This window comes from Haemophilus sp. THUN1691 (genome assembly GCF_059704425.1).
Genome location: NZ_AP046578.1, coordinates 394,164 through 418,516, shown reverse-complemented (window position 1 = coordinate 418,516; position 24,353 = coordinate 394,164). Strand labels below are relative to the sequence as shown.

At 37.2% G+C, this 24,353-nt stretch carries 16 protein-coding genes and 2 pseudogenes; 7 read left to right on the top strand and 11 right to left on the bottom strand.

Annotation, left to right across the window (positions count from 1 at the left end):
• Positions 1 to 28 precede the first annotated feature (28 nt).
• Positions 29 to 742: a UDP-2,3-diacylglucosamine diphosphatase gene (gene lpxH, locus AC6H0J_RS02080; RefSeq protein ID WP_005625577.1), complete on the top strand. Its 714-nt coding sequence runs from the start codon at positions 29 to 31 to the stop codon at positions 740 to 742.
• A 32-nt stretch (positions 743 to 774) separates the two neighbouring features.
• On the opposite strand, the gene AC6H0J_RS02075 is transcribed toward lpxH, so the two are convergent.
• The 3 genes from AC6H0J_RS02075 to AC6H0J_RS02065 form a co-directional block, all read right to left on the bottom strand.
• Positions 775 to 1,590 (bottom strand): shikimate 5-dehydrogenase, encoded by an 816-nt coding sequence (locus AC6H0J_RS02075; RefSeq protein WP_005625579.1) that lies wholly within the window; start codon positions 1,588 to 1,590, stop codon positions 775 to 777.
• A 9-nt stretch (positions 1,591 to 1,599) separates the two neighbouring features.
• Positions 1,600 to 2,403, bottom strand: coding sequence for a serine O-acetyltransferase (gene cysE, locus AC6H0J_RS02070; RefSeq protein ID WP_497512759.1), 804 nt, complete (start codon positions 2,401 to 2,403; stop codon positions 1,600 to 1,602).
• Between the two features lie 133 nt (positions 2,404 to 2,536).
• A complete protein-coding gene (locus tag AC6H0J_RS02065; protein ID WP_497512758.1) occupies positions 2,537 to 5,068 on the bottom strand; it encodes a class I adenylate cyclase in 2,532 nt (843 codons plus the stop codon).
• Positions 5,069 to 5,514: 446 nt separating this feature from the next.
• On the opposite strand from AC6H0J_RS02065, the gene AC6H0J_RS02060 reads away from it, so the two are divergent.
• Positions 5,515 to 6,762, top strand: coding sequence for a uroporphyrinogen-III C-methyltransferase (locus tag AC6H0J_RS02060; protein ID WP_497512757.1), 1,248 nt, complete (start codon positions 5,515 to 5,517; stop codon positions 6,760 to 6,762).
• A gap of 9 nt (positions 6,763 to 6,771) precedes the next feature.
• Positions 6,772 to 8,058 (top strand): heme biosynthesis protein HemY, encoded by a 1,287-nt coding sequence (locus AC6H0J_RS02055; RefSeq protein ID WP_497512756.1) that lies wholly within the window; start codon positions 6,772 to 6,774, stop codon positions 8,056 to 8,058.
• Positions 8,059 to 8,121: 63 nt separating this feature from the next.
• Here AC6H0J_RS02055 and psiE read toward each other — a convergent pair whose 3' ends face one another.
• A complete protein-coding gene (psiE, locus tag AC6H0J_RS02050; RefSeq protein ID WP_005625591.1) occupies positions 8,122 to 8,541 on the bottom strand; it encodes a phosphate-starvation-inducible protein PsiE in 420 nt (139 codons plus the stop codon).
• A 58-nt stretch (positions 8,542 to 8,599) separates the two neighbouring features.
• Between psiE and AC6H0J_RS02045 the strand changes: the two are divergent.
• A pseudogene (locus AC6H0J_RS02045) lies at positions 8,600 to 8,767 on the top strand (glycerophosphodiester phosphodiesterase family protein); the annotation flags it as partial.
• A gap of 170 nt (positions 8,768 to 8,937) precedes the next feature.
• On the opposite strand, the gene AC6H0J_RS02040 reads toward AC6H0J_RS02045, so the two are convergent.
• The 4 genes from AC6H0J_RS02040 to purL all read right to left on the bottom strand — a co-directional run bounded on the left by AC6H0J_RS02040 (position 8,938) and on the right by purL (position 17,251).
• Complete coding sequence (locus tag AC6H0J_RS02040; protein WP_497512755.1) at positions 8,938 to 11,133, bottom strand: DEAD/DEAH box helicase; 2,196 nt, start codon at positions 11,131 to 11,133, stop codon at positions 8,938 to 8,940.
• On the bottom strand, positions 11,102 to 12,124 hold the full coding sequence (locus AC6H0J_RS02035; protein ID WP_497512754.1) for a HamA C-terminal domain-containing protein: 1,023 nt from the start codon (positions 12,122 to 12,124) through the stop codon (positions 11,102 to 11,104). Before AC6H0J_RS02035 ends, AC6H0J_RS02040 begins: the two co-directional genes overlap by 32 nt.
• 475 nt (positions 12,125 to 12,599) lie before the next feature.
• Complete coding sequence (locus AC6H0J_RS02030) at positions 12,600 to 13,229, bottom strand: YkgB family protein (protein ID WP_497512753.1); 630 nt, start codon at positions 13,227 to 13,229, stop codon at positions 12,600 to 12,602.
• 128 nt (positions 13,230 to 13,357) lie between these two features.
• On the bottom strand, positions 13,358 to 17,251 hold the full coding sequence (purL, locus tag AC6H0J_RS02025; RefSeq protein ID WP_497512752.1) for a phosphoribosylformylglycinamidine synthase: 3,894 nt from the start codon (positions 17,249 to 17,251) through the stop codon (positions 13,358 to 13,360).
• A gap of 174 nt (positions 17,252 to 17,425) precedes the next feature.
• Here purL and AC6H0J_RS02020 point away from each other — a divergent pair, with 174 nt between their 5' ends.
• Positions 17,426 to 18,223, top strand: coding sequence for an SAM-dependent methyltransferase (locus tag AC6H0J_RS02020; RefSeq protein ID WP_005625648.1), 798 nt, complete (start codon positions 17,426 to 17,428; stop codon positions 18,221 to 18,223).
• 122 nt (positions 18,224 to 18,345) lie between these two features.
• Positions 18,346 to 19,197 carry a Slam-dependent surface lipoprotein gene (locus AC6H0J_RS02015; RefSeq protein ID WP_497512751.1) on the top strand — a complete coding sequence of 284 codons (852 nt, stop codon included), beginning with the start codon at positions 18,346 to 18,348 and terminating at the stop codon, positions 19,195 to 19,197.
• Between the two features lie 102 nt (positions 19,198 to 19,299).
• Here the strand turns inward: AC6H0J_RS02015 and AC6H0J_RS02010 are convergent.
• From AC6H0J_RS02010 to lexA, 3 genes and pseudogenes are all read right to left on the bottom strand, one after another.
• Positions 19,300 to 20,001: pseudogene (locus AC6H0J_RS02010) on the bottom strand (phosphoribosylformylglycinamidine synthase); the annotation flags it as partial.
• Positions 20,002 to 20,131: 130 nt separating this feature from the next.
• On the bottom strand, positions 20,132 to 20,956 hold the full coding sequence (dapF, locus tag AC6H0J_RS02005; RefSeq protein WP_005626330.1) for a diaminopimelate epimerase: 825 nt from the start codon (positions 20,954 to 20,956) through the stop codon (positions 20,132 to 20,134).
• Positions 20,957 to 21,098: 142 nt separating this feature from the next.
• Positions 21,099 to 21,722 carry a transcriptional repressor LexA gene (gene lexA / locus AC6H0J_RS02000; RefSeq protein WP_005632942.1) on the bottom strand — a complete coding sequence of 208 codons (624 nt, stop codon included), beginning with the start codon at positions 21,720 to 21,722 and terminating at the stop codon, positions 21,099 to 21,101.
• A 174-nt stretch (positions 21,723 to 21,896) separates the two neighbouring features.
• On the opposite strand from lexA, the gene plsB reads away from it, so the two are divergent.
• Positions 21,897 to 24,326, top strand: a complete 2,430-nt coding sequence (gene plsB / locus AC6H0J_RS01995) for a glycerol-3-phosphate 1-O-acyltransferase PlsB (protein WP_005626326.1) — start codon at positions 21,897 to 21,899, stop codon at positions 24,324 to 24,326.
• Positions 24,327 to 24,353 lie beyond the last annotated feature (27 nt).

Here is a 24,353-nt window from a genome sequence, read left to right as displayed (position 1 = left end):
TAATCTAAACAAAAATCGTGGAATTTTTATGAAACATAGCTATTTTATTTCTGATTTGCATCTAAGCGAAAATCGGCCTGAATTGACTGCACTTTTTTTCAATTTTATGCAGAGTCTTGCCCCACAAGCTGAACGGCTTTACATTTTAGGTGATCTTTTTGATTTTTGGATTGGTGATGACGAGCAATCTACATTGATTCAACAAGTTAAAGATTTAATTAAATCTGTAAGCGAGCAAGATGTGCAATGTTATTTTCAGCACGGCAACCGTGATTTCTTAATTGGTGAACGTTTTGCGAAAGATACAGGTGTTCAGCTTTTGCCTGATTATCAATTAATCACACTTTATGATAAAAAAATCTTACTTTGTCATGGTGATACACTTTGCATTGATGATGAGGCTTACCAACAATTTCGCCGCAGAGTTCATCAAAAATGGTTGCAGCGTTTGTTTTTGTGCTTGCCATTAAAAGTGCGGGTGACAATTGCGGAGAAAATTCGGGCGAAGAGTAATCAAGATAAACAAGCCAAATCACAGGAAATCATGGATGTAAATCAAGCCTTCACGACAGAAAAAGTACAAGAATTTGGTGTAAATTTATTAATTCACGGACACACACACCGTGAGGCGATTCATCAACAAGAAGGATTTACCCGAATTGTATTAGGGGATTGGCGAAAAAATTACGCGTCAATTTTAAAAATGGATGAAAGCGGAGAATTTGGTTTTATTAAAGATTAGAAGTGCGGTGAAAAATCACCGCACTTTTGATGTTAAGATTTTGTTCGAGCAAACGCCGCGGCTTCAGCGATTAATTCATCGCTTGGGCGTTGATGTGTATAAAGTTCAAATTGTTCTACAGCCTGAAGTACAATCACTTCTGCGCCAGAAATGGTTTGTTTTCCTTGTGCTTGAGCATAACGAATAAAGGGCGTTTCAGCAGGAATGGCGACTACATCAAACGCGACACTAGCATTATCAATGAGCGCTTTTGGAAAGGCTAAATCCATTTCTTCCTTGCCTCCTTTCATGCCGATTGGCGTAACATTAACTAAAATGTCAGCCTTTTGGTTTTCTAAAGAATCAATGTATTCGTAGCCGTAAAGTACGGCGAGATATTGACCTGTTTTTACGTTGCGTGCGTAAATTTTTAACTTCTCAAAACCTGAATTTTTAAAGGCCGCCACAACGGCTTTTGCCATACCACCACTGCCATGAACAATGACTTTAGCATTTTTATTTAAGTGATATTTTTCAATTAATTTTACGATGGCAATGTAATCAGTGTTATATGCACGCAAAAAGCCATTATCGTTCACGATTGTGTTTACAGATTCAATAGCTTGTGCTGACGGATGAATTTCATCTAAAAATGGCATACAAGCTTCTTTGAATGGCATTGACACTGCACAACCACGGATGCCTAATGCGCGCACGCCTTTGATAGCGTGTTCAATATCCTGCGTGGTGAAGGCTTTATAAATGAAATTCAAGCCTAGTTTGTCGTACAAATAATTGTGAAAGGTAGTACCGAAATTACCTGGGCGACCCGATAAAGACATGCAGAGTTGGGTATCTTTGTTGATCATGGTGTCTCCTTATATGTTTAAATTCATTCCATCATCAATGCTGATAAAATATTGGTTCATATCGAAAGCAGGTTTTGCCGCTTTATCTTGACTCACAATGCGAGCAGGTACACCAGCGGCAGTGGCATATTCCGGTACAGGATGAAGCACAACGGAATTTGCCCCAATTTTGGCGTATTTACCCACTTCAATATTACCGAGAATTTTTGCTCCCGCCCCAATCATGACACCCTCTCGTACTTTAGGATGACGATCGCCTGATTCTTTTCCTGTACCGCCAAGCGTTACGCCTTGCAAAATTGAGACATCATTTTCGATTACAGATGTTTCCCCCACAACAATACCTGTTGCATGGTCGAACATGATGCCGTGACCAATTTTTGCTGCGGGATGAATATCGACATCGAAAGCCACGGAAATTTGGTTTTGTAAATAAAGGGCAAGAGATTTACGGTTTTGATTCCATAAATAATGGGTGATTCGATAGCTTTGAATCGCATGGAAACCTTTTAAATAAAGCAATGGAGTGGACCATAATTCTACAGCTGGGTCTCGGTGGCGGACAGCTTGAATATCGCAAGCAGCACAATCAATGATCGAAGGATTGGCTTGATAGGCTTCCTCAATAATTTCTCGGAGAGAAATAGCCGGCATAATAGGATTAGCTAATTTGTTCGCCAATAAATAACTTAGTGCACCGCCCAGATTTTGATGTTTTAAAATCGTAGAATGAAAAAAACTGGCAAGCATAGGTTCGTTTTCGGCAAGTTCTTTGGCTTCTTGGCGAATATGTTGCCACACATCTAATGTCATTTTTCCTCCTGTTGCCAGCTTTCAGACTACGCGTTGATGATATATGTTAATCATAGCTGAATTTGTGTATATACGGAAAGATCTATTAAAAAACAAAAGTGAAACAGGCTAGAAATAATTTCTAACGAGGATATTACTTATTTACTGGGCGGAATTTAAACGGCACAATGGATATGCCATTTTTTCCATTTTTTAGTTGATAAAATTGAGGGTAGTTAAAATTACGTTGAACGATATTGTAAGGATTTTTATCGCCTTCTAGTTTAGCATTTTGATAAAGTTGATTAATCTCCCGCACTTTTTCATCTTTTTCACCATCGCAGCGGCGATAGATTTCGAGACGATTAGATTCATCTAAAATGTAAACATTGAAGCTGTCATCGGAATTATCTTCAAAAAAGAATTGTAGGAATCCTTCACTTGCGAAGGCATCCATTTCTGGTGGATAGCGACGACTTTTTTGGTTTGTCTCGCCATCTTCAATTGGTGTTTGTAAAACTTCGTCAAAATCCACCGCATTTTCAGCTTCATTACAGACTGATTCATTTCCGATTTCTTGTAAGCTAATCCCGCGATCTTCAAAAAATAATTGCCAGTTTTTACCCGCTACGCGTAAGCGTGATGTTTGACAAGGTTGTTGAATATCACCAACTTGGATGCTAACGTATCGATTTACTAATCCCATCACTAATTGGCGTAAATCTTGGCGATAACGTTCGCTATAACAATATACTTGGATGGAATCTGGGCGATTAACGCCACGATAAATTTTGTTAGAAAGTACTTTTAGCGCAAGCAAAATGGCATTTTGCCCTTCAAAATGGAGCGTTCGGATTTCGTTCCACACATTGCGATAAGTAAAATCAATACTGCCCACAAGGCTTTGTTCGAGCGATCCAAAACTAAATAAATCTCGCGATGAAATACCGGTTAATACTTCTTCTACTTTGGATGTTGGATCGGCGGTGAGATTTATGGCAATAAACAAGCTACGAATTTCGCATTGATTTAATAAATCGCTATTTTTAGGTTGTTTAGCGATGGTGCTTGGAAAAGACTGACGTAAGTTAGTGACAAAGCGTTGCAATGTGCTTAAAGTCACATTCTTGCTAAAAATTGACAATTCGGTTTTTTCAGTGAGTAAATGATTGAAATAAGCCCAAGAGACTAATTTATTTAGGCTTTCTCCGTATTCAATCACACGTTCTTTAGAGAACATAATATGGTGTGTTGGTTGATTGATAAGGTACCAACCATCTTTAAAATGTTTATTGCCGCGAACTTCCACAAAAGTCAGGTGTGCTTCTGATAAATTGTGAGATATTTGTGTGTTGAGTAAGGACACTTTGCCGGGAAGCTCTTCAAAAGCAGTATAAAGTTTGCGAGAAAGAATGTTGATATCTTGTGGCACGACACTCGAGTGAATGTGATGCTTTCGAGCAAATTCCACTAAGTTACGATAACTCAACATTAAAAATTTCATTATGTTATCGTGGTTTTCTTTTACTGCCTTAATTTTCCAAAATGGACGCTTATTGAGATGTTTTACCGTTTCTGCAGACCATCCCCATTCTTGCGCAAGGATTTCCATATAACGAATACGCCAATTATTGGTTTGGTAACGCGCAAAATCTTCCGTTGCTTTCACATAGAAACAACGGCGCACAAAATCCAAACGTTTAAATTCAGAAAGTGCGGTTAAATATCGGGTTACTTTTGCAAGAATGGCAATGTAAGGATCAAAATGGTGATCTGGATCGGTATTACCAGCAAGTAAATCTCGCTTAAAAGTGCGGGCAATTAAGCAAGTGTTTGGGTATTCCTTGGAATAGGCTTCCAACAACAAAATTTTGAGCACAGATTTATAAGGCGAATCAATCCCTTTATAAAGATGCCATAAGCTAGCACCGAAATATTCGTTTGCAGAAAATTGTCCTAAACCGCCGAAATCTACCCAATCATTTGGATCAATTTCCCCTTCCGTAATTAAACGCGCCACCTCTTTTTCATAGTCTTTTTCATTTTCCACCCATAAATGCAACCAAAGTAGAGGTTTACCTGCTAAGCGTACAGCGGATCGATAGAATTCATCAAGCAATAACATATATTGCGCAGAGCCGCTATTTTCAATAGTTAGTGGGTCAGCATAATGTTCATTGCGGAAACGTTGTTGATCCATTAAATAAAAATTAATTTCCACATTAAATTGCATTGCCCATTCACTAATCCGTTTAGTTTTTTGGATAAGAAGAGCGTGTTCATCAGGAGTTAAGTCGTCTCGGACACAAATCCAAGTATCAAGATCTGATGAAGAGGTTTGACTTATTGAGCCAAAGCTACCCATTAAATAAACGCCTAGAATTGGTGGTAAAACTTCGTGAAAATTTACCGCACTTTTGAGTGTTGAAGGCTTATGATCGGCATAGTGAATAGCGTATTCATTGGTTAGCCATTTTTTTTGATAATCAGATGCGAGGAAACTTGCAATACCTGAGGGGGCGTGAATAACATATCCTGGAAGTTGTGGATGGTTTAGGTGTAAAAGTAAAGGAACAACCGCTAAAACGTGTTGGAATGCATCGCCTGAACCTTGTAATGCACGCTCAAAACGGCGTTGATCCAAGGCGCTAACCCATTGTTTTGCTTGTGCTAGATTACATTCCACGCGGTGTCCCTACCAGAACAACAAAAATTGGTGAACAATTTACCACTTAGGGAGTATAAATGCAAAAATTTGTGATGCAAATCACAGTTTGTGAAGAATCCGAGACTTTAAATCATCAGAAAGCAAAATAAATGACGAGAAATCTTATTTTTAATTCAATTTCTCATATCTGAGGTGTTTCTTATATCAACAATCAAAATGACTTTCTAACCTAAGAGTGATAGGATAACCCTCAATTTAATTGCGTAAATTACTTAATTTCACTAATGTAAGGATTTACATTTCTTTACAGTTGGTGGAAGAACTGCTCCGTATTTTTCTTGTCAAAGCGAACGCATTACAGATTTTAAAAATAAGCCTAAGGGAAAAATATTGTGATTTTCCTAAAGGGCAATAATTTGAATTTATTGAATACCTTACTCAATCTGACTTATTAAGGAATTGATATGGCAAAAGATCAATCTAACGACCTCACTGAACAAGTCGGTGATATGCCGGAAACGGTGGTTGAAAAAACTGAAACGATGCAGCCGGTTACACAAACTATTGTGAAAAAAACGGGCACAGCGTTGAGTTTATTGGCGATTCTCATTGCGCTAGGTGTGGGTGGGGCTGGTTATTATTTTGGTCAGCAACAAGTAGCTGAAATTCAGAAAAAATTAACCGCACTTGAAAGCCAAAGTGGTGTAGCTGTTTCTGCCCCAGTGTCTGATAATAGTGAACAGGTTACACAATTAGAACAAGGCTTAAAAACCGCACAAGCTAAAGTAGAGCAACTTGAGCAATTAGTTGCAGGCAAAACAGGCGAAATTGCTGCACTACAAGCTCAAGTAAAACAAGTTAGTCAACTGGCTGGTGCACAACAACCGAGTGACTGGTTATTTTCCGAAGCAGATTTCTTGTTAAATAATGCCTTACGTAAACTTGTTTTAGATAACGATGTTGATACAGCTATTTCTTTATTAAAATTGGCTGATGAAACTCTCGTTAAGGTAAACAATTCACAAGCGAATGCGATTCGTACTGCAATCAACCAAGATTTAAAACAACTTCTTTCACTTTCAAGCGTAGACCAAAATGCAGTAATGCAAAAACTTTCACAGCTTGCCAATACGGTGGATGAGTTACAAGCACTGAATGTGAATTTTGATGAAACGCCAGAAAAGAGCGGTAAATTATCTGATGATATTGCAGATTGGCAGCAAAATGTGGAAAAGAGCGCAACTTCTTTCCTAAATCACTTCATTCGTATTTCGCCAAAACAAAGTGCGGATAAAAAAGAATTGCTTGCGCCAAACCAAGATATTTATCTGCGTGAGAACATTCGTTTACGTTTACAACTTGCTATTATGGCCGTGCCACGCCAGCAAGATGAACTTTATAAACAATCTTTAGATGCGGTTGCTTCTTGGGTTCGTAGCTATTTTGATACGAATGCAGAAGTGACGCAAAATTTCTTAAAATCAGTAGATGAGCTGGCTGATTCTTCTATTTATGTCGATGTGCCAGGGCAATTACAAAGTTTGACCTTGCTTGATAAATATCTCAATCGTGCACCGTTAGATGTTCAAAAGGTGGAAATTGAAGCGGATAAAGCCATTGAAACTATGCCTAAAGCTGAAGGTGCGGCAACAGACGCATCTGCACCAGAAAAACAAGAATCTCAACCGGCAAAAGCTGAGCCACAAAAATAAGGATAGCCTATGTTTAGAGTGCTTTTTTTAATGCTAGCATTGCTTGCTGGGTTGATTGCAGGGCCTTATCTTTCTGGTCAGCAAGGCTATGTTCGTATTGAAACAACGAATAATATCGTTGAAATGTCGATTACGACATTAGTGATTTTCTTCGTGATTGCTTTAGCGATTATTTATGGTTTGGAATGGATCGTGACACGTTTTCTACGTTTAAGTCGTGGTTCTTATAATTGGTTTTCTAGCCGTAAACGTGTGAGAGCGCAGAAACAAACCCTTGAAGGTTTGATGAAGATGAATGAAGGGGATTACGCCAAAGCAGAAAAATTGATTGGTAAGAATGCCAAACATTCTGCTGAGCCTGTGTTAAACCTCATCAAAGCGGCTGAAGCGGCACAACAACGTGGTGATGAATTTAGTGCAAATCGCTATTTGATTGAAGCTACTGAATTAGCTGGTTCAGATAATTTGCTGGTGGAAATTGCCCGTACGCGTATTTTATTGCAACAAAACAAATTGCCAGCAGCTCGCAGTTCTGTGGATAGTTTGCTAGAAATGGCTGGTCGCAATAAAGAAGTGTTAAAACTTGCAGTAGAAATTTATCTTCGTTCTAAAGCTTATCAAGCCCTTGATAAGATTCTAGATGGGGTTGAAAATAGTGGTTTATTCAGTGCTGAAGAGTTTAAAGATCTTCGTTATCAAACAGAAAATGGTTTGCTCGATGAGAAAATGAATGAAGAAGGCGTAGATGGTTTGCTCGAATGGTGGGATGCTCAGTCTCGTAGTCGTCGTAATAATATTGATCTCAAAGTGGGTTTAATTCAGCGTTTAATTGATTGTAATGATCATGAATCAGCATCAGAATTTACTGTCGAAGTATTGAAGAAAATTGGTGATAACACCAGCATTAGCAAAGAACTTTGTACTCAAATTACACGTTTACAACCAGAAGATAATAGTAAACTTCTCAAGTTAATCGAAAAACGTGCAAAACGTGCAGATGAAAAACAAAAATGCTGTATCAATCGTGCTTTGGGTTATTTATATGTTCGTAACAATGAATTTGCTAAAGCCGCAGACGTATTCAAAAACGTGATGGCTTGTTCTGAACAGTTAGAGCCAAATGATTTGATGATGGCATCTTATGTATTTGAACAAGCGGGTGATAAAGCATTAGCTGAGCAAGTTCGTCAAAAGAGTTTGAAATCAGTGATGGCAATTCAAGATGTCGCCCTAGAAAGTGCGGAAGAAAAAACAGAAGAAAATTCAACCGCACTTTTAGAAAGCAAATCTGAGTGACTCAACTTAAAAGACAAAACGCACTTCAAGTGAAGTGCGTTTTTTGTTGCTTTGAATCTAAAACTATATATTTTTCAGTTTATTAGAATATAACACCAAACAGAGTGCGATCACCATAATCAAAATTGCACCTGCAAATAAGATGGTATCTACCGAGCTTTCATGATTAACAATGATTAAACGCAACATCGCGGTGATCCCTGCATAAATAAAATAGCGCAAAGGGAAGTGATAGCCGCTTTTAAAATACTGCACGATCAAACCAATAAACCCGAAATATAAGAAAAACATCACTGCTTGTTCAGCTACATCATAAGGCACGACAGTCGAAGTATTAAGCACCATCATTGCTAAAGTATAAGTGATTTTTCCAAGGGCAATGATGAGTACAATCGCTAACGCAATCAATGCCGTGCAAAGCACGATTTTTAATACACCAGTAATAATTCGTGGCAATTTTTCTAATTCTGGAGATTCTTCCATTTTTATTCCTTACAGCAAAAATCAAAGGTTCGTATTCTAATGCAAGATTGTAAAGTTGGTCAAAGTCATTTGGAAAAATAAAGTGGAATTACACCCATATACCATGCGTAAAGATTCTTTACCTGAATGCTTCACTGACGTAGATTAAATGTACGATGCGTTATTGAATAAATCTGGCGCAACTGGTGTATTCACCGACTTCCCAGACACTGGCGTTGAGTTTTGAAAAAACAAAAATAATACGTAAGTAAAAGTAATAAAAAGAGCAGTCAAGATTTGTTATGATTTTTGGCTGCTCTATTTTATCTTAAATAAAGTTATCTATTCTATTTTTTATGGATCTCAATACCGCTATTTACGATTATCCCCCTAGTAAGGGGCTTGTGCTTAATTTTATCATATGTTTTCAAGAATTTTTTCTCTCTCATAGCTTAATAAAGTTTTATCATCGAACAACTTATTATCATTTATAAAATTAAGTACAGCATCTTCTTGTATATTATGAGGTATTCTTTTTTCTAACTTTCTAACTGCTGAAGCAGGTATAGATAATTCAAGTAACAAAGATAAATTACTTGAAAGCAAATCATTTTCAAGGCTCATTGCATAAAACAAATAATTACCTGGCTCAATATTATTTTCTATGGCAATTAATTTTTGTAATTCATTACAAACTCTTAGCCATTTAGGTATTTTATACTGAAACCAATGTTTCTGGATCTGGAAACATTCTCTGATTGCAGAATTTAAAGGGTCTTTTTTTTCCTTCCTATGATTATACTCAAAAGTATTATTTATTAAACTCTTTATATCTCCATATAGACAATAATCAAAAGTCAATTTTACCAATTTATCAATAGTCATCGGACGAATTGTTTCACTAGCTAAAGTAAGATTATCCCAACACAAAGTCAAAATATATTTTAGCTGTTCATAACTTGGATATTTCTCCCAAATAATTAATTCTTTCTTATCCATAAAATCATTTCTAAGTATATCAATGATATTTTTCTGACCAAAAACACTAACACCATTACCTTTAATTACTTTTCTTTCAGACTCATTAATATCGCAGATTTTAAGATATTGATTAGATTCTTTATTTTTAACATCATCATTATCTAATTGAATTAAAGTTTCATCCTTAATTGGATTTTGCTCAAAAAAAGGTATATCTATAGTAACCTTTTCTCTATTAGGAGGAGGATTAAAATTATACACTTTACCCGTATAGTGTTGCATCATTCTTCCTGCTCTTCCTTTTATATTTGAATAATCAAAATAATCTATATTTCTTTTATTTCCCTTATAACAATCGAAATATATAACATTTTTTGCGCTAGTATTTACACCTTCAATAATCGTAGATGTGCAAAATATAAATTTTATTTTACCTTGATTAAAGTAATTTATTATTGATGATGTTATATGCTTAGGGAGTGTTCCATCATGAATGCCTATATCAAATTTAAGCAAAGACAAAACAAACCAATCATCATATACATATTTTTCAATCCACTCAGACAGAGAGTAATTAACATCGCTAAACTCAAATCCTTTTGATTCTAAATATTTATAAAATTTATATGATAAAGTATTAACCCTACTAGGTGATGAACAATATATTATCGTTTGCTGCTCTCTTAATGTTAATAATAAATCAAAAAGAACCTTTTCTTTTAACTCATATTTCTTACCTCTATTTGACGTTCCAAAACCGCTATACTTTTTGTATATATCTATATTCTCTGTTCTTACTAAGGAATAAGATGTCTTATAAAAAATAGCATTAAATTTTTCTTCAAACCCATCAGATATTCCATCTATATTTGGTCCTAACATATAGAACTTAGGCTTGAACTCCCTCCATAGATAGTAAAATGCATTATTTAAAGATGCTGAACGCTCATCGTCTCTATATCCGCTTATCTTATAAAATTCATCTAAGATAATAAAATCTACATTATTAAAATATTTATATTCATTAACCCTCTCCGCAGTAAATAAAAATATATTTTTCTTATTTCTATCTGGTTCTTGAGATGTTCTTATTATTATTTTATAACTTTCACTATATTTTTTTAGTTTCTTTCTTGTTTCATCAAGGAGAGCTAATGTAGGCTGTATTATAACTATATTTGAATATTTTCCTGATGCAATAATTTCTTCAATCAAAAGACTTTTACCAAAACTTGTAGGAGCGCTAAGAACAAGATTTTTATCTGAATTCAAAATTTGAAGAGCGAATAATTGCTCCTCATGAAAATATTTATCCTTAATATTTTCTGAACGATGTAGAGAAAATCTAATCTCTCCAATTAAGTTATTAGAAATTGTATTTTCAACCCTAGGTAAATAAGGATAAAATCCTACTAATTCAACTAAATCACCCCATATACAATGTGAAGATGTTGGTATATTATGCCAATTATCCAGAACAAAGATAATTATATTTCTAGCAAAGCTATATCTCTTTGAATTAATTAAAAAAGAACATGCTTGCGCAAGAAAGAAACTATCTTCAAATGTTATTTCAAATTTGACAACTTTAGATAAAATCTTACGAATTTTGTTGATTGAATAATTTCTCATGTAATTTTTTTAAAAGCTCTTTCTTAGATTTAATAGGAAATAACAATAATATTATATTTAACTTTGTCCTATCTACTTGGCCATCATTAACCTCAATTTTTTCTAGTTCATCATTAAGATAAGAATATAAAGAATTCATCTCATCTTCATATTCTTTTATAAAATTATCATCATTTTCATCATTATAATTTTCATATAATTTTGACTGGTAAGTACATAATAATGGGATTGTTACTGATTTAATAAAATCCTGCATTTTTAATTGTCCAATTTGGACTTTTGAAAATTTATCAAACCATTCATCTTTTTTCTTAATAAACTCTTTGTATTCATCTATAGTATTCCTATCTATATAATCTTCATGATTCTTGTATTTATCTTTTCTTGATATAAGAGCTATTTCTCTATTTAGAAAATCCATATCAAAATGTTGTTTTATATCATTAATAAGATCTTTAATTCCATTCTTGCCACTATTTCCATTTTTTCTATAATATAGCTTGGATTCTCCTAGATAAAGAGAGTCCCCATTTCCAGATAGATCAGGACCAATATGAACCAAATCAAATCCATGAACAGTTACGCCATCACTATCTTTAAAATAAATTTTAGATAATAATGGAATTGTCTCCATAAAGTCGCGAGATAATACATGAAGTATTAGTTCACCAAACTCTCCTCTCTTAAGATATTTATTGTCTTCATTTATATCTTCATCATCTAGTTCATTATCTTTATCTATATAATCTTCTTTGTATTTCTTATATGTTTTAATGCTATATATAGATTTTGCAGCATCGATTAAAACTCTTCTCTTATAAACTTCCTGAATACCTTCGTGATAACCAAAAGTAAAATCAACAAGCGCATCTAATAAAACATTAACAAAATCATTATATCTATATTGATTTAAATCAAATCCAACTAGATAAGTACGTAACTTTCCAGTATTTAAATGTTCACAAATCACCGAGTGGGAATTAAATACCATATAAACCCTTATTATAAATAATATATCAACTATTCTGAAAAATAATATTCAACAACCAGATTAAAATAAATATTAGTAATATAATGGTTGCTAATTGAAAATAAGATATTTTTACATCTGTGCAAATAATCAACAATTTAGATATTATCAGCATTACTTTTATTACTAATTTCATTCAGTATAAAATAGATGCTAATTTGCTTAGTATCTCTTTTTTATATTGATTTTCTGTGAGCAACTTCACATTATTTGAAGTTTAATTTTACATTCTTAAAAATCTCTCCCTACAAGCTCCACCATCAGATCAGTATTCCAGATACCATGAGTTACTCACAATACAGAATAGCTTTTAGATATGCAGTATTTTAACAATCGACTATAAATATCATTAACCAATTCCTTCTTCTAAAGCTTTTTATAGCTTAATAACAAAAAAGCTTGCCATTTACATAGCAAGCCTTTTACAACAAAACAATTAAGCAAATTGCTTTTTATTCTCTAAATAACGTTTCGCACATTCTGCTGCAGCAACTAAACCGCCTGCCATCATAATAATATCTTTAATCACGAGTCGGCCAGCACCTGAGAGATATGGGAAGCCATAATTAGGTGTTGGGAAGTCCCCACCTAAATTAGGCACCCAGGTTTCTGGCGTAAATATCAGGAAGGACAGTGTGACTATCGACATACCAAACGTGAGTAGGCCTCCAAATAGCCCGAGTGTCGGAGACCAAATGCCTGCTAATACTAAAATACCAATGGTGACGATTATCGCGCCAATAATATAAGAAGCTGTATAGGTGCCATTAGCTTTATGCCATTCAATATTTTTTGCGACCATTTTGCCTTCAGGGTTTTTATATAAGGTATATTCTTTTACCAAAACACCCTTATCATTTTCTACTATATTTGCTCCATTTTTATAAAGGAAGCTTAAGAAAGGACTATTTGACACAAAATGTGCGATACCATCTGCCTCATATTGGCAAACTTTTAAGCCACCAATCCAAACCATCACTACACAAATAGCAATGCGGATAAAGTTAATAAATTGACGTTGCAATGGTGCAACAATATTAGCTAGCAATGTAACTAAACTACTCATTAAGAACTCCTCATATAGTTCAATTGATATTACGGACAAAATATCCAAGAATTGTTCAGTATAAAAAAGAGATACTGACTTGCCCAGTATCTCTTATTCTGTATTAATTTTCTGTGAGCAATTTCACATTATTTGAAATTTATTCTCGCATTTCTAAAAATTCGCATCCAAGCGCCATCTTCAGACCAATCTTCTGGATACCATGAGTTGCTCACGGCACGGAATACACGTTCTGGATGTGGCATCATCGCAGCGATACGACCATCCACGTTAGAAATGGCGGTAATCCCTAATGCCGAACCATTCGGGTTGGCTGGATAAGCTTCAGTCACGTTTACATGGCTGTCGATATATTGCGCCACAATCAAGTTTTGGGCTTGAAGTGCGGTCAAATTCTCAGGTGTTTTGAATTCGACGCGACCTTCACCATGAGAAACGGCAATCGGCATATGTGAGCCAGCCATGCCGTTAAACCACAATGAGTTGGTGTCGTTGATTTTCACCATCGCGGCACGCGCTTCAAAACGTTCTGATTTATTACGCACAAAACGTGGCCAGTTTTCTGCACCTGGGATGATGTCCGCAAGAGTGGAGATAAATTGACAGCCGTTACATACCCCTAATGAAAGGGTGTTTTCATTGGCGAAGAATTGGCTGAATTGATCGCGTAATTGTGGGTTAAATAAAATGGATTTCGCCCAGCCGCCACCTGCGCCTAATACGTCACCGTAAGAGAAGCCACCACAGGCCACCATCGCGTTGAAGTCGTTTAAGTTGTAACGGCCTGTCATTAAATCACTCATGTGAACATCAATCGCTGCAAAGCCTGCACGGTCAAACGCTGCTGCCATTTCAACGTGGCTGTTTACGCCTTGTTCACGCAATACGGCTACTTTCGGTTTCACGCCTTTGCTGATGTACAGCGCGGCAATATCTTCATTCACATCATAGGTTAAGTGAGTAGATAAACCTTTATTGTCTGTTGCTTTTTTCGCTTCAAATTCTTGGTCGGCACATTCAGGGTTATCACGTAAGCGTTGCATTTGGTGAGTGAGTTCTGCCCAAATACCGCGTAATTCAGAGCGTTTTTCGCTTAATAATTTTTTGCTACCGCGCGTGATTTCAAAACGATCTTCTGAGCTTACAGAACCGAGTTCATAAGTTAAGCCAAGCAAGTCATGGGCTTTTAATACCTCACGCACGGCGCTTAATTCACTTTCTGATACTTGGATCACTGCACCTAATTCTTCATTGAATAACACGGCTAAATCATTATCGCCTAATGCAGAGATATCCACATCTACACCGCAGTTACCCGCAAATGCCATTTCTGCAAGCGTGGTAATTAAACCACCGTCTGAACGGTCGTGGTAAGCCAATAATTTACGCTCAGCCACTAATGCTTGCATTGCATCGAAGAAGTTTTTCAATGTGGCGACATTTACCACATCGGCTGGTTTGTCACCTAATTGTTTATATACTTGCGCAAGTGCGGTCGCGCCTAAGCGATTTTTTCTTTCGCCTAAATCAATCAACAATAAACGGCTTGCATCTTTGTCTATGCGTAATTGAGGTGTCACGGTTTTGCGGACATCTTCCACTCGGGCAAAAGATGAAATCACTAAAGAAAGCGGTGCGGTGACGGATTTTTTCTCGCCATTTTCTTCCCAAGTGGTTTTCATCGACATGGAGTCTTTACCCACTGGAATAGTAATGCCTAATGCCGGGCAAAGCTCTTCACCGACTGCTTTTACCGCTTCATATAAGCCAGCGTCTTCACCACCATGACCTGCCGCAGACATCCAGTTTGCAGACAGTTTAATGCGTTTAATATCACCAATGTTGGTGCCCGCAATGTTGGTAATGGATTCAGCCACCGCTAAACGTGCAGATGCCCCAAAATCTAATAATGCCACGGGTGCACGTTCGCCCATTGCCATGGCTTCGCCGTGATAGCTGTCTAATGATGCGGTGGTGACTGCCACATCAGATACCGGAATTTGCCATGGGCCGACCATTTGATCACGCGCCACCATACCGGTTACCGAACGGTCGCCAATAGTGATTAAGAAGGTTTTTTCTGCCACCACCGGTAAGCGTAATACGCGATGAAACGCTTCTTTTAATTGAATATTTTCTGTTGCAAGCGGTCGATTTTCGACAGTTTTTGACGAAACCTCACGCGTCATTTTCGGGGTTTTGCCTAATAACACATTCATTGGCAAATCAATTGGATTATTGTCAAAATGGTTATCGTGTAAGGTTAAATGTTTCTCTTCCGTTGCCTCACCAATGACCGCAAATGGCGCGCGCTCACGTTCACAAAGTGCGGTAAATAATTCGAGTTTTTCTGGCGCAACCGCTAAGACATAACGTTCTTGCGATTCGTTACACCAAATTTCTAATGGCGACATGCCTTTTTCATCGCAAAGGATGGAGCGTAAATCAAATTTACCGCCACGTTCACCATCGTGAACCAATTCAGGCATTGCGTTGGATAAACCACCCGCACCCACATCGTGGATAAAGAGAATTGGGTTTTCATCACCTAATTGCCAGCAGCGGTCAATCACCTCTTGGCAACGGCGTTCCATTTCTGGGTTTTCACGTTGAACAGAGGCAAAATCTAGATCTTCTTTTGATTTCCCGCTGTCCATCGAAGACGCTGCGCCACCGCCTAAGCCGATGTTCATGGCTGGGCCACCTAATACGATCAATTTCGCACCAACAGGGATTTCACCTTTTTGAACGTGTTCGCCACGAATATTACCGATACCGCCCGCTAACATAATCGGCTTGTGATAACCACGCACTTCTTCACCATTGAAGCTATTAACTTTCTCTTCATAGGTACGGAAATAACCTAATAACGCAGGGCGACCGAACTCGTTGTTAAATGCTGCGCCACCTAATGGGCCTTCAATCATAATATCTAAGGCTGAAGCAATACGGTTTGGTTTAGAAAGCGGATTTTCCCAAGGTTGTTCAAAGTTTGGAATGATAAGGTTTGATACGGAGAAACCAGTTAAACCTGCTTTTGGCTTTGCCCCACGACCTGTTGCGCCTTCATCACGAATTTCACCGCCTGAACCTGTTGCAGCACCCGGGAATGGTGAAATTGCGGTTGGGTGGTTGTGGGTTTCCACTTTCATTAAGATATGTGCATCTTCATTGTGATAGCGATATTGCCCATCTTGGTCAGCAAAGAAACGGCCGACTTTTGAACCTTCCATCACCGCAGCATTATCTTTATAGGCTGAAAGCACGAAATCAGGGGTTTTCTCAAAGGTATTTTTAATCATTTTAAACAGGGATTTATCCTGTTTTTTGCCGTCGATAATCCAATCTGCATTAAAGATTTTATGGCGGCAGTGCTCAGAGTTGGCTTGCGCGAACATATAAAGTTCAATATCGTGTGGATTGCGCCCTAATTGAGTGAAGTTTTCCACCAAATAATCAATTTCATCTTCTGCCAGTGCCAAACCTAATTCTACGTTAGCTGTGACCAAGGCTTCACGTCCACCTTTCAAAATATCCACGGTTTTAAATGGTTTCGGATCTTGATGACGGAATAAGATCTCTGCATCTTCAGGACGACGCATCACTGTTTCCATCATTCGGTCATGTAAAAGTGCGGTCAATTTTTCTGTTGTTTTTTCATCAAGCGGTTGGCTTAACTCAAAATAATATGTCAAACCTCGCTCAATGCGCTCCACTTCACTTAAACCACAGTTATGCGCAATATCGGTTGCTTTAGAAGACCAAGAAGAAATCGTGCCAACGCGTGGAATCACGATAAAAGTTTCGCCTTTGGCATCGTGTTCTGCCAAAGTTGGACCGTAATGTAACAACGCTTTTAGTTTTGCTTCCTGAGCGCTAACAAGTGGTCGATTTAATTCCACAAAATGCAAATATTCCGCATAAACCGATTTCACCGGTAATTGATTTTGTTGGAATTTTTGCATTAAGCCTTGAATACGGAATTCAGAAAGGGCGGGTGAGCCACGAAAAGTTTGAAACATACGGGTACCTTTGAGTTGTGTTTGAGGTGAAAATCGCGGGCTATTATAAAGGAAAAACACCAAAACGAAAACGTTTGCGTCAATCATTTTCAAATGATTTTCAGTGGGAGAAAGCATATAATCAGCAAGCAATTCAAAACAATCTGAAAACTAACCGCACTTTGGGGCGTCACAATGATCATCAACGACATCAATTTCAACGATCTCTATCAACAACATCTAAAAGCCTGTAATCACTATAATCTTCCACCAACAAAGTGGGATAAAAAAGCCACTAAAATGGCTGAGAATTTAGTGGGCAAACCAAGCCGTTATAATGAAACGTTACTCAAAGCCATGAATGTGCAACCTGATGAAACCGTATTAGATATCGGCTGTGGCCCCGGAACGTTTGTTATTCCTTTAGCCCAACAATGCCAAGCTGTGTATGCCCTCGATTACAGCCAAGGCATGTTAGAGATGGTTCAGCAATATAAAGAAAAGCATCAACTGAATAATATTACCCTTCTACATAAATCATGGTCGGATAACTGGGATGATGTGCCTCAAGCGGATGTGATACTCGCCTCTCGCTCTACGCTTGTAGATGATTTGGATGACATGATTGAAAAGCTGCAAAGTAAGGCAAAAAAACGCGTCTTTTTAACCTCGGTGACACAACGCCATTTTCTCGATGAAGGTGTATTTGAAGCTATTGGCTGTGATGATGTAGGCTTCCCAACTTATATTTATTTAGTTAATCGCCTTTACCAAAAAGGCATTCACGCGAATGTGAGTTTTATTGAAACCGAATCAGGCCATTTCCAAGGCGAAACCTTTGAAGATTTATTAAATTCTGTGGAGTTTTCTCTCGGCAATCTCACCGAAAAAGAAAAACAAAGTTTGTCTCAATTCTATCAACAAAAACAAATAAACAATGAACCGATAAAACACGGACAATGCAAATGGGCGTTGATTTGGTGGGAGGTTTAATAAAATATAAGTATTGTAATTTACTTTTAAATTAAAACACTTAACCTTATAAAATTAACTAACTTATAGACAAATTGAATTTCTAATGATACAGTCCAGTCTGATACCCTTGAAGGTATTTTATGGCTACTTTTTCAATAAGGAATATTAGTATGTTTTCTTTAAATCATGTTTTAAAATTTGGTTCAACATTATTGATAGCTTTCGCATTATCTGGTTGTAGTAGCGGTAATGGTAGCAATAATGACAATCACGAAAATACTGCACCGACTAACAATCAAGTAGAACAAAATAGCTCTGGCGCTCCTATTAATAGCAATGAAACCCAACAAACACAAAAAACAGAAACAGGTGCTGCCCTTGTAATATCTGGTAGCAATAATAACTTTTCTGGTCAGCGCATAGCTATAGATAACTATAACACCACTAGTATCAATGTTGATGGTACTAATGTAGTAATTGGATATCCAGGGATTCAATCAGGTAGTTGGTCAAAAATTACCGCAAATGGAAGAAAATTAGAAACATGCTGTGGTAGTTATTCTGACACTCGTTTTGGTATAGCTAATAGTTTAGACGGTAATAGCAATAGTTATTTATTCTATAATGGAAACCCTACATCCGATATGCCGACAAGTGGTCAAGCATCCTATTTAGGTAAGGCTATTATCATTGCCGATATTCCAACACTAAATGGTAAAGATTCCTATGCTGCTAATTCACAATTTAATGTTGACTTTGGTAATAAATCATTTAATGGTTCATTAGATATTAATGATATCCGAGCTATAAATATAGATGGATATATTTCAGGAAATAATTTAAGCGGATATGCGAGCTCCTCTATTAATTACTCGATGCCTACATCACCAGTAGAGGGTAAATTTTATGGTGAACAAGCAAAAGAACTGGCCGGTTTAATACAATCTAAAGATAATAGCTGGGGCGCAGTATTTGGTGCCAAGAAACAATAATTAATAAAAAAACAATAAAGCAAGCTTTCGCTTGCTTTATTTTTATAAAAAAACTAGATAATAATTAATAAATTAAAGAATCTCTAATAACTTCGAAAAGTCATCAAACACCCAATCTGGGTTTGATTCAGCAATCGGAATGTTGTAGCGGTATTTGGCAGAGTTGGCTTGCGCGAACATATAAAGTTCAATATCGTGCGGATTGCGCCCTAATTGGGTGAAGTTTTCCACCAAATAATCAATTTCATCTTCGGCCAGTGCTAAACCTAATTCTACGTTAGCTGTGACCAAGGCTTCACGTCCGCCTTTTAAAATATCCACGGTTTTAAACGGTTTCGGATCTTGATGACGGAATAAAATTTCCGCATCTTCAGGACGACGCACCACAGTTTCCATCATTCTGTCGTGTAAAAGTGCGGTCAATTTTTCTGTTGTTTTTTCATCAAGCGGTTGGCTTAACTCAAAATAATACGCCAAACCACGCTCAATACGCTCCACTTCACTTAAACCACAATTATACGCAATGTCCGTCGCTTTAGAAGATCAAGAAGAAATCGTGCCAACGCGTGGAATCACGATAAAAGTTTCGCCTTTGGCATCGTGTTCTGCCAAGGTCGGGCCGTAATGTAACAATGCTTTTAACTTAGCTTCTTGCTCGCTAACAAGCGGTCGATTTAATTCCACAAAATGCAAATATTCCGCGTAAACCGATTTTACCAGTAATTGATTTTGTTGGAATTTTTGCATTAAACCTTGAATACGGAATTCAGAAAGGGCGGGTGAGCTACGAAAAGTTTGAAACATAAGGGGGGCCTTTAATGAGGATAGGAATGAAAATCGAGGGGTATTATAAAGGATATTTTTAGAAACGAAAACGTTTGCGTGAGCTGAAAATAAAATCCCCATCTTTAAGAATTTGATGGGGATAAGAAGATTAAAGGGTTATAAAACCATCATATACATGGGTTGCTTCGCCAGTCATATAAAGTGGATGACCAATGCCATCCCATTCAATGATTAATGAACCGCCTGGCAAATCGACTTGAACTCGATTGTTCAATAAACCTTGCATAATTCCAACTGCAACAGCTGCACAAGCGCCACTTCCACAGGCTTGCGTTTCTCCTGCACCGCGTTCATAAACTCTAAGTTTAATATGCTCTTTATTGATGATTTGCATAAAACCAGCATTGACACGTTCGGGAAAGCGTTCGTGACTTTCTAGCAAGGGACCGAGCTGTTCAACATTTGCTGTTTTAATATCATCTACTTGTACAACACAATGAGGATTGCCCATTGAAACGGCACCACATAAGACGGTTTGAATATCCGTGCGTAGGATGTAATTTTTCTCGAATTTATTTGCGGTAAATGGAATTTTTGCTGGCTCCCAAATAGGCTCACCCATATTCACACGAATTTGGTTATCGTCTTTTACTGTTAGAACCATATTGCCTTTTTGCGTGCTAACCGCGATGTCTTTTTTGTTAGTTAGCCCTTTTAATGTCACAAAACGAGCAAAACAGCGGGCACCATTTCCGCATTGCGAAACTTCACTTCCATCGGCATTGAAAATGCGATAATGAAAGTCGAGTTCGGGATCATAAGGTGGTTCAACAAGCAAAAGCTGATCAAAACCAATTCCACGGTGGCGATCAGCTAAGCGTTGAATGGTTTCTGACGTAAAAAAAACATTTTGAGTAACACCATCAACCACAACAAAATCGTTGCCTAATCCGTGCATTTTGGAAAACTGCATTTTTCCATCCTTTATTTAAATTCAAGATTGATTGCATTATAGAGAGCGGTAAAAAGAATGGCAAATTCAGAATTTTAGATTAAGAAAAGTGCTGTAAAACACAGGAAATTTTTACCGCACTTTATTTGCTAGTTTACTCAGATTACATCCAAGCATTATTGCGAATGATCCCTACTGCAATACCTTCAATTTCAAAGTTTTCTTGTTCTTCAAGATTTACCACGATTGGATCAAATTCTTCATTTTCTGCGTGTAGATAAATGATAGAACCTTTTTTCTCAAGGCGTTTTACCGTCACTTCATCTTCAATACGGGCAACGACAATTTGTCCATTACGTACATCCTTGGTGCTATGTACAGCTAATAAATCACCATCTAAGATACCAATGTCTTTCATGGATTGACCATAAACTTTTAGTAAGAAATCTGCTTGTGGTTTAAACATATCGGCATCTACACGATAAGTTGCTTCGATATGTTGTTCTGCAAGAATCGGTTCTCCAGCAGCTACGCGGCCAACGAGTGGTAAACCATCAAATTCTTCATTTGCGCTATTGTCTAAAATGCGGATACCGCGAGATGCGCCTGGAATAATTTCAATCGCACCTTTGCGTGAAAGTGCTTTTAAATGTTCTTCTGCAGCATTGGGTGATTTAAAGCCTAATTCTCGAGAGATTTCGGCTCGTGTTGGTGGCATGCCTGTTGTTTCTAAATGACGTTTTAATAAATCCAACACTTCTTGTTGGCGAGCTGTTAATGGTCTCATATACACTCCTGTTTTTAAATACAGATAACTGGTATTGTATACAGATTACGTGAAGTTGCAATAGTTATTTTTTAAATCTGTGTATTAGGTCACATTCTGTCACTAAATTTTTTAAAGCGGTTGAGATCGGATGTGTTAAAATATTTCAAATTTACAACAAAGAGAAAATTTATCATGGCAAATTTTGTAAATATGTATCGTCAATTATTGAGCTTGCCTCTGTCAGTATTAGTGAAAAATAATCCAATTCCAGCCAATCCGATAGAAGAGCTTTCTCTCAATATTCATCAACCTGTTGTTTATGTTTTGCCTTATACCTCTCAAACCGATTTCGTTATTTTCCGTCGAAATTGTTTAGCGTTAGGTTTACCTGATCCTGCTGAGAAAAATGAAATTGATGGTGTGAAGTTGCCTCGTTATGTGTATTTAGATGAGGGACGCCGCATTTTTAAATCGAAAGGTGCGAAAGATGAAACCACCACGATTTTCAATAAATACCTCGAATTACACCGCACTTCTGAGAGTTTAGATGTGCAACTTATTCCAGTTTCTGTTCTTTGGGGGCGTTCTCCTGGGCATGAAGATAAATCCGGTTTGCCTAACTTGCGTTTGTTAAATGGCATGCAAAAAACTTTTGCTGCTATTTGGTTTGGTCGTGATACTTTTGTGCGTTTTTCTCAAGCCGTTTCATTACGTTATATGGTGAATGAGCATGGCTCGGATGAAAAAATTGCGCAAAAGCTGGCTCGAGTGGCAAAAATGCATTTTGCCAAACAGCGCATTTCTGCGACAGGCCCGCGTTTACCGAATCGCCAAGCTATGTTTAATAAATTATTGCAATCAGAAGCGATTCAACGTGCGATTGAAGATGAAGCAAAATCGAAAAATATCAGTATTGAAAAAGCGCAAAAAGAAGCGCATAAGATTTTGGATGAAATCGCAGCAGATGTAAGCCATTCAAGTTTACGAGCCGCTGATCGTTTTTTACGTTGGCTTTGGAATAAACTTTATTCTGGTATTGATGTACAAAATGCAGATCGTGTACGTAAATTAGCACTTGAAGGTCATGAGATTGTTTATGTGCCTTGTCACCGTAGTCATATCGACTATTTATTGCTTTCTTACGTGCTTTATCATCAAGGGCTTGTTCCGCCTCATATCGCAGCAGGAATTAATTTAAATTTCTGGCCTGTGGGTAGAATGTTCCGCAGTTGGGGCGCATTCTTTATTCGCCGCACTTTTAAAGGAAACAGATTATATTCTGCAATCTTCCGCGAATATTTATCAGAGTTATTCCATCGTGGTTATTCGGTAGAATATTTTATTGAGGGTGGTCGTTCTCGCACTGGCCGTTTACTTGCGCCAAAAACAGGCATGATGTCGATGACTCTTCAAGCGTTGCAGCATAATCAAACTCGTCCAATTTCTGTTGTGCCAGTTTATGTAGGCTATGAGCACGTATTAGAAGTAGATACTTACGCAAAAGAATTACGTGGTGCGGCGAAAGAAAAAGAAAATGCAGGTTTGGTTCTTCGAGTAATAAAAAAATTACGTAATCTTGGTCAAGGTTTTGTGAATTTTGGTGAGCCAATTACACTTTCCAACTACTTGAATCAACATTTCCCTGATTGGAAAGAGCAAAACCACGAAGAAAAACCACAATGGTTTGCTCCAGCAGTTGATTCTATATCAAAACAAGTAATGGTGAACATTAATAAAGCTGCCGCGGTGAATGCGATGAATTTAGTTGGGACGGCATTATTGTCTTCTCGTCAGCGTGCACTTTCTCGTGAGCAACTTTTAGAACAACTGGCAAGTTATCAACAATTACTACAAAACGTGCCTTATTCCGCAGATGTTGTATTGCCAACGGCTACGCCTGAAATGATGTTAAATCATGTACTAACGCTTGATCGTGTTGGTGTGTTAGTCGAAAAGGATAACTTTGGGGAAATTGTGCGTTTGGAACGCGCATCAGCCGTTTTGATGACTTACTATCGCAATAATATTCAACACTTATTTGTATTGCCATCTTTAGTTGCAAGCACCATCCTGCATTATGAGGCGATTCAAAAAGATTTATTAGTTGAAGCTGTCGGCAAGATTTATCCGTTCTTAAAAGGCGAGTTATTCTTGCACTTTAGTGAAGAAGAGTTAAAAACTCAAATTCACCAAATTATTGATGAATTTGCGCGCCAACAGGTGATTAACTCTAATGATAATTTCTTATCTATCAATAAATCAAAAGTACGTATTTTACAACTTTGGTCTGCGGGAATGCGTGAAATCTTGCAGCGTTACTACATTACGGTGACAATTTTGCAAAAACAACCAGATATTTCACGTGCAGAACTTGAGAAAGAAAGTCAACTTGTTGCACAACGTTTATCTGTATTGCATGGTATTAATGCGCCAGAGTTCTTTGATAAAGCCGTCTTTTCTATGTTCATTGCAAATTTGAAAGAGCAAGGTTATTTTGATGAATCAGGCAATGGCAATCTTGAAAAAATAGAATATTTGGCCTCAACGCTTTCTCATTTGATTTCAACGGAAATTTGTTTGACTGTCAAAGGAACGGTTGAAAAAGCGGAAGAGCACGCTTAAGTTAGATTTAAATTTTAGGAGCATCAT

Coding starts and splice junctions, on each gene's coding strand:
- cysE (WP_497512759.1), bottom strand. CDS start 2,403: ATGACATTAGATGTGTGGCAACATATTCGCCAAGAAGCCAAAGAACTT.
- psiE (WP_005625591.1), bottom strand. CDS start 8,541: ATGGAAGAATCTCCAGAATTAGAAAAATTGCCACGAATTATTACTGGT.
- lexA (WP_005632942.1), bottom strand. CDS start 21,722: ATGAGACCATTAACAGCTCGCCAACAAGAAGTGTTGGATTTATTAAAA.
- purL (WP_497512752.1), bottom strand. CDS start 17,251: ATGTTTCAAACTTTTCGTGGCTCACCCGCCCTTTCTGAATTCCGTATT.
- dapF (WP_005626330.1), bottom strand. CDS start 20,956: ATGCAGTTTTCCAAAATGCACGGATTAGGCAACGATTTTGTTGTGGTT.
- AC6H0J_RS02040 (WP_497512755.1), bottom strand. CDS start 11,133: ATGAGAAATTATTCAATCAACAAAATTCGTAAGATTTTATCTAAAGTT.
- AC6H0J_RS02035 (WP_497512754.1), bottom strand. CDS start 12,124: ATGGTATTTAATTCCCACTCGGTGATTTGTGAACATTTAAATACTGGA.
- AC6H0J_RS02075 (WP_005625579.1), bottom strand. CDS start 1,590: ATGATCAACAAAGATACCCAACTCTGCATGTCTTTATCGGGTCGCCCA.
- AC6H0J_RS02055 (WP_497512756.1), top strand. CDS start 6,772: ATGTTTAGAGTGCTTTTTTTAATGCTAGCATTGCTTGCTGGGTTGATT.
- AC6H0J_RS02015 (WP_497512751.1), top strand. CDS start 18,346: ATGGCTACTTTTTCAATAAGGAATATTAGTATGTTTTCTTTAAATCAT.
- plsB (WP_005626326.1), top strand. CDS start 21,897: ATGGCAAATTTTGTAAATATGTATCGTCAATTATTGAGCTTGCCTCTG.
- AC6H0J_RS02030 (WP_497512753.1), bottom strand. CDS start 13,229: ATGAGTAGTTTAGTTACATTGCTAGCTAATATTGTTGCACCATTGCAA.
- lpxH (WP_005625577.1), top strand. CDS start 29: ATGAAACATAGCTATTTTATTTCTGATTTGCATCTAAGCGAAAATCGG.
- AC6H0J_RS02060 (WP_497512757.1), top strand. CDS start 5,515: ATGGCAAAAGATCAATCTAACGACCTCACTGAACAAGTCGGTGATATG.
- AC6H0J_RS02020 (WP_005625648.1), top strand. CDS start 17,426: ATGATCATCAACGACATCAATTTCAACGATCTCTATCAACAACATCTA.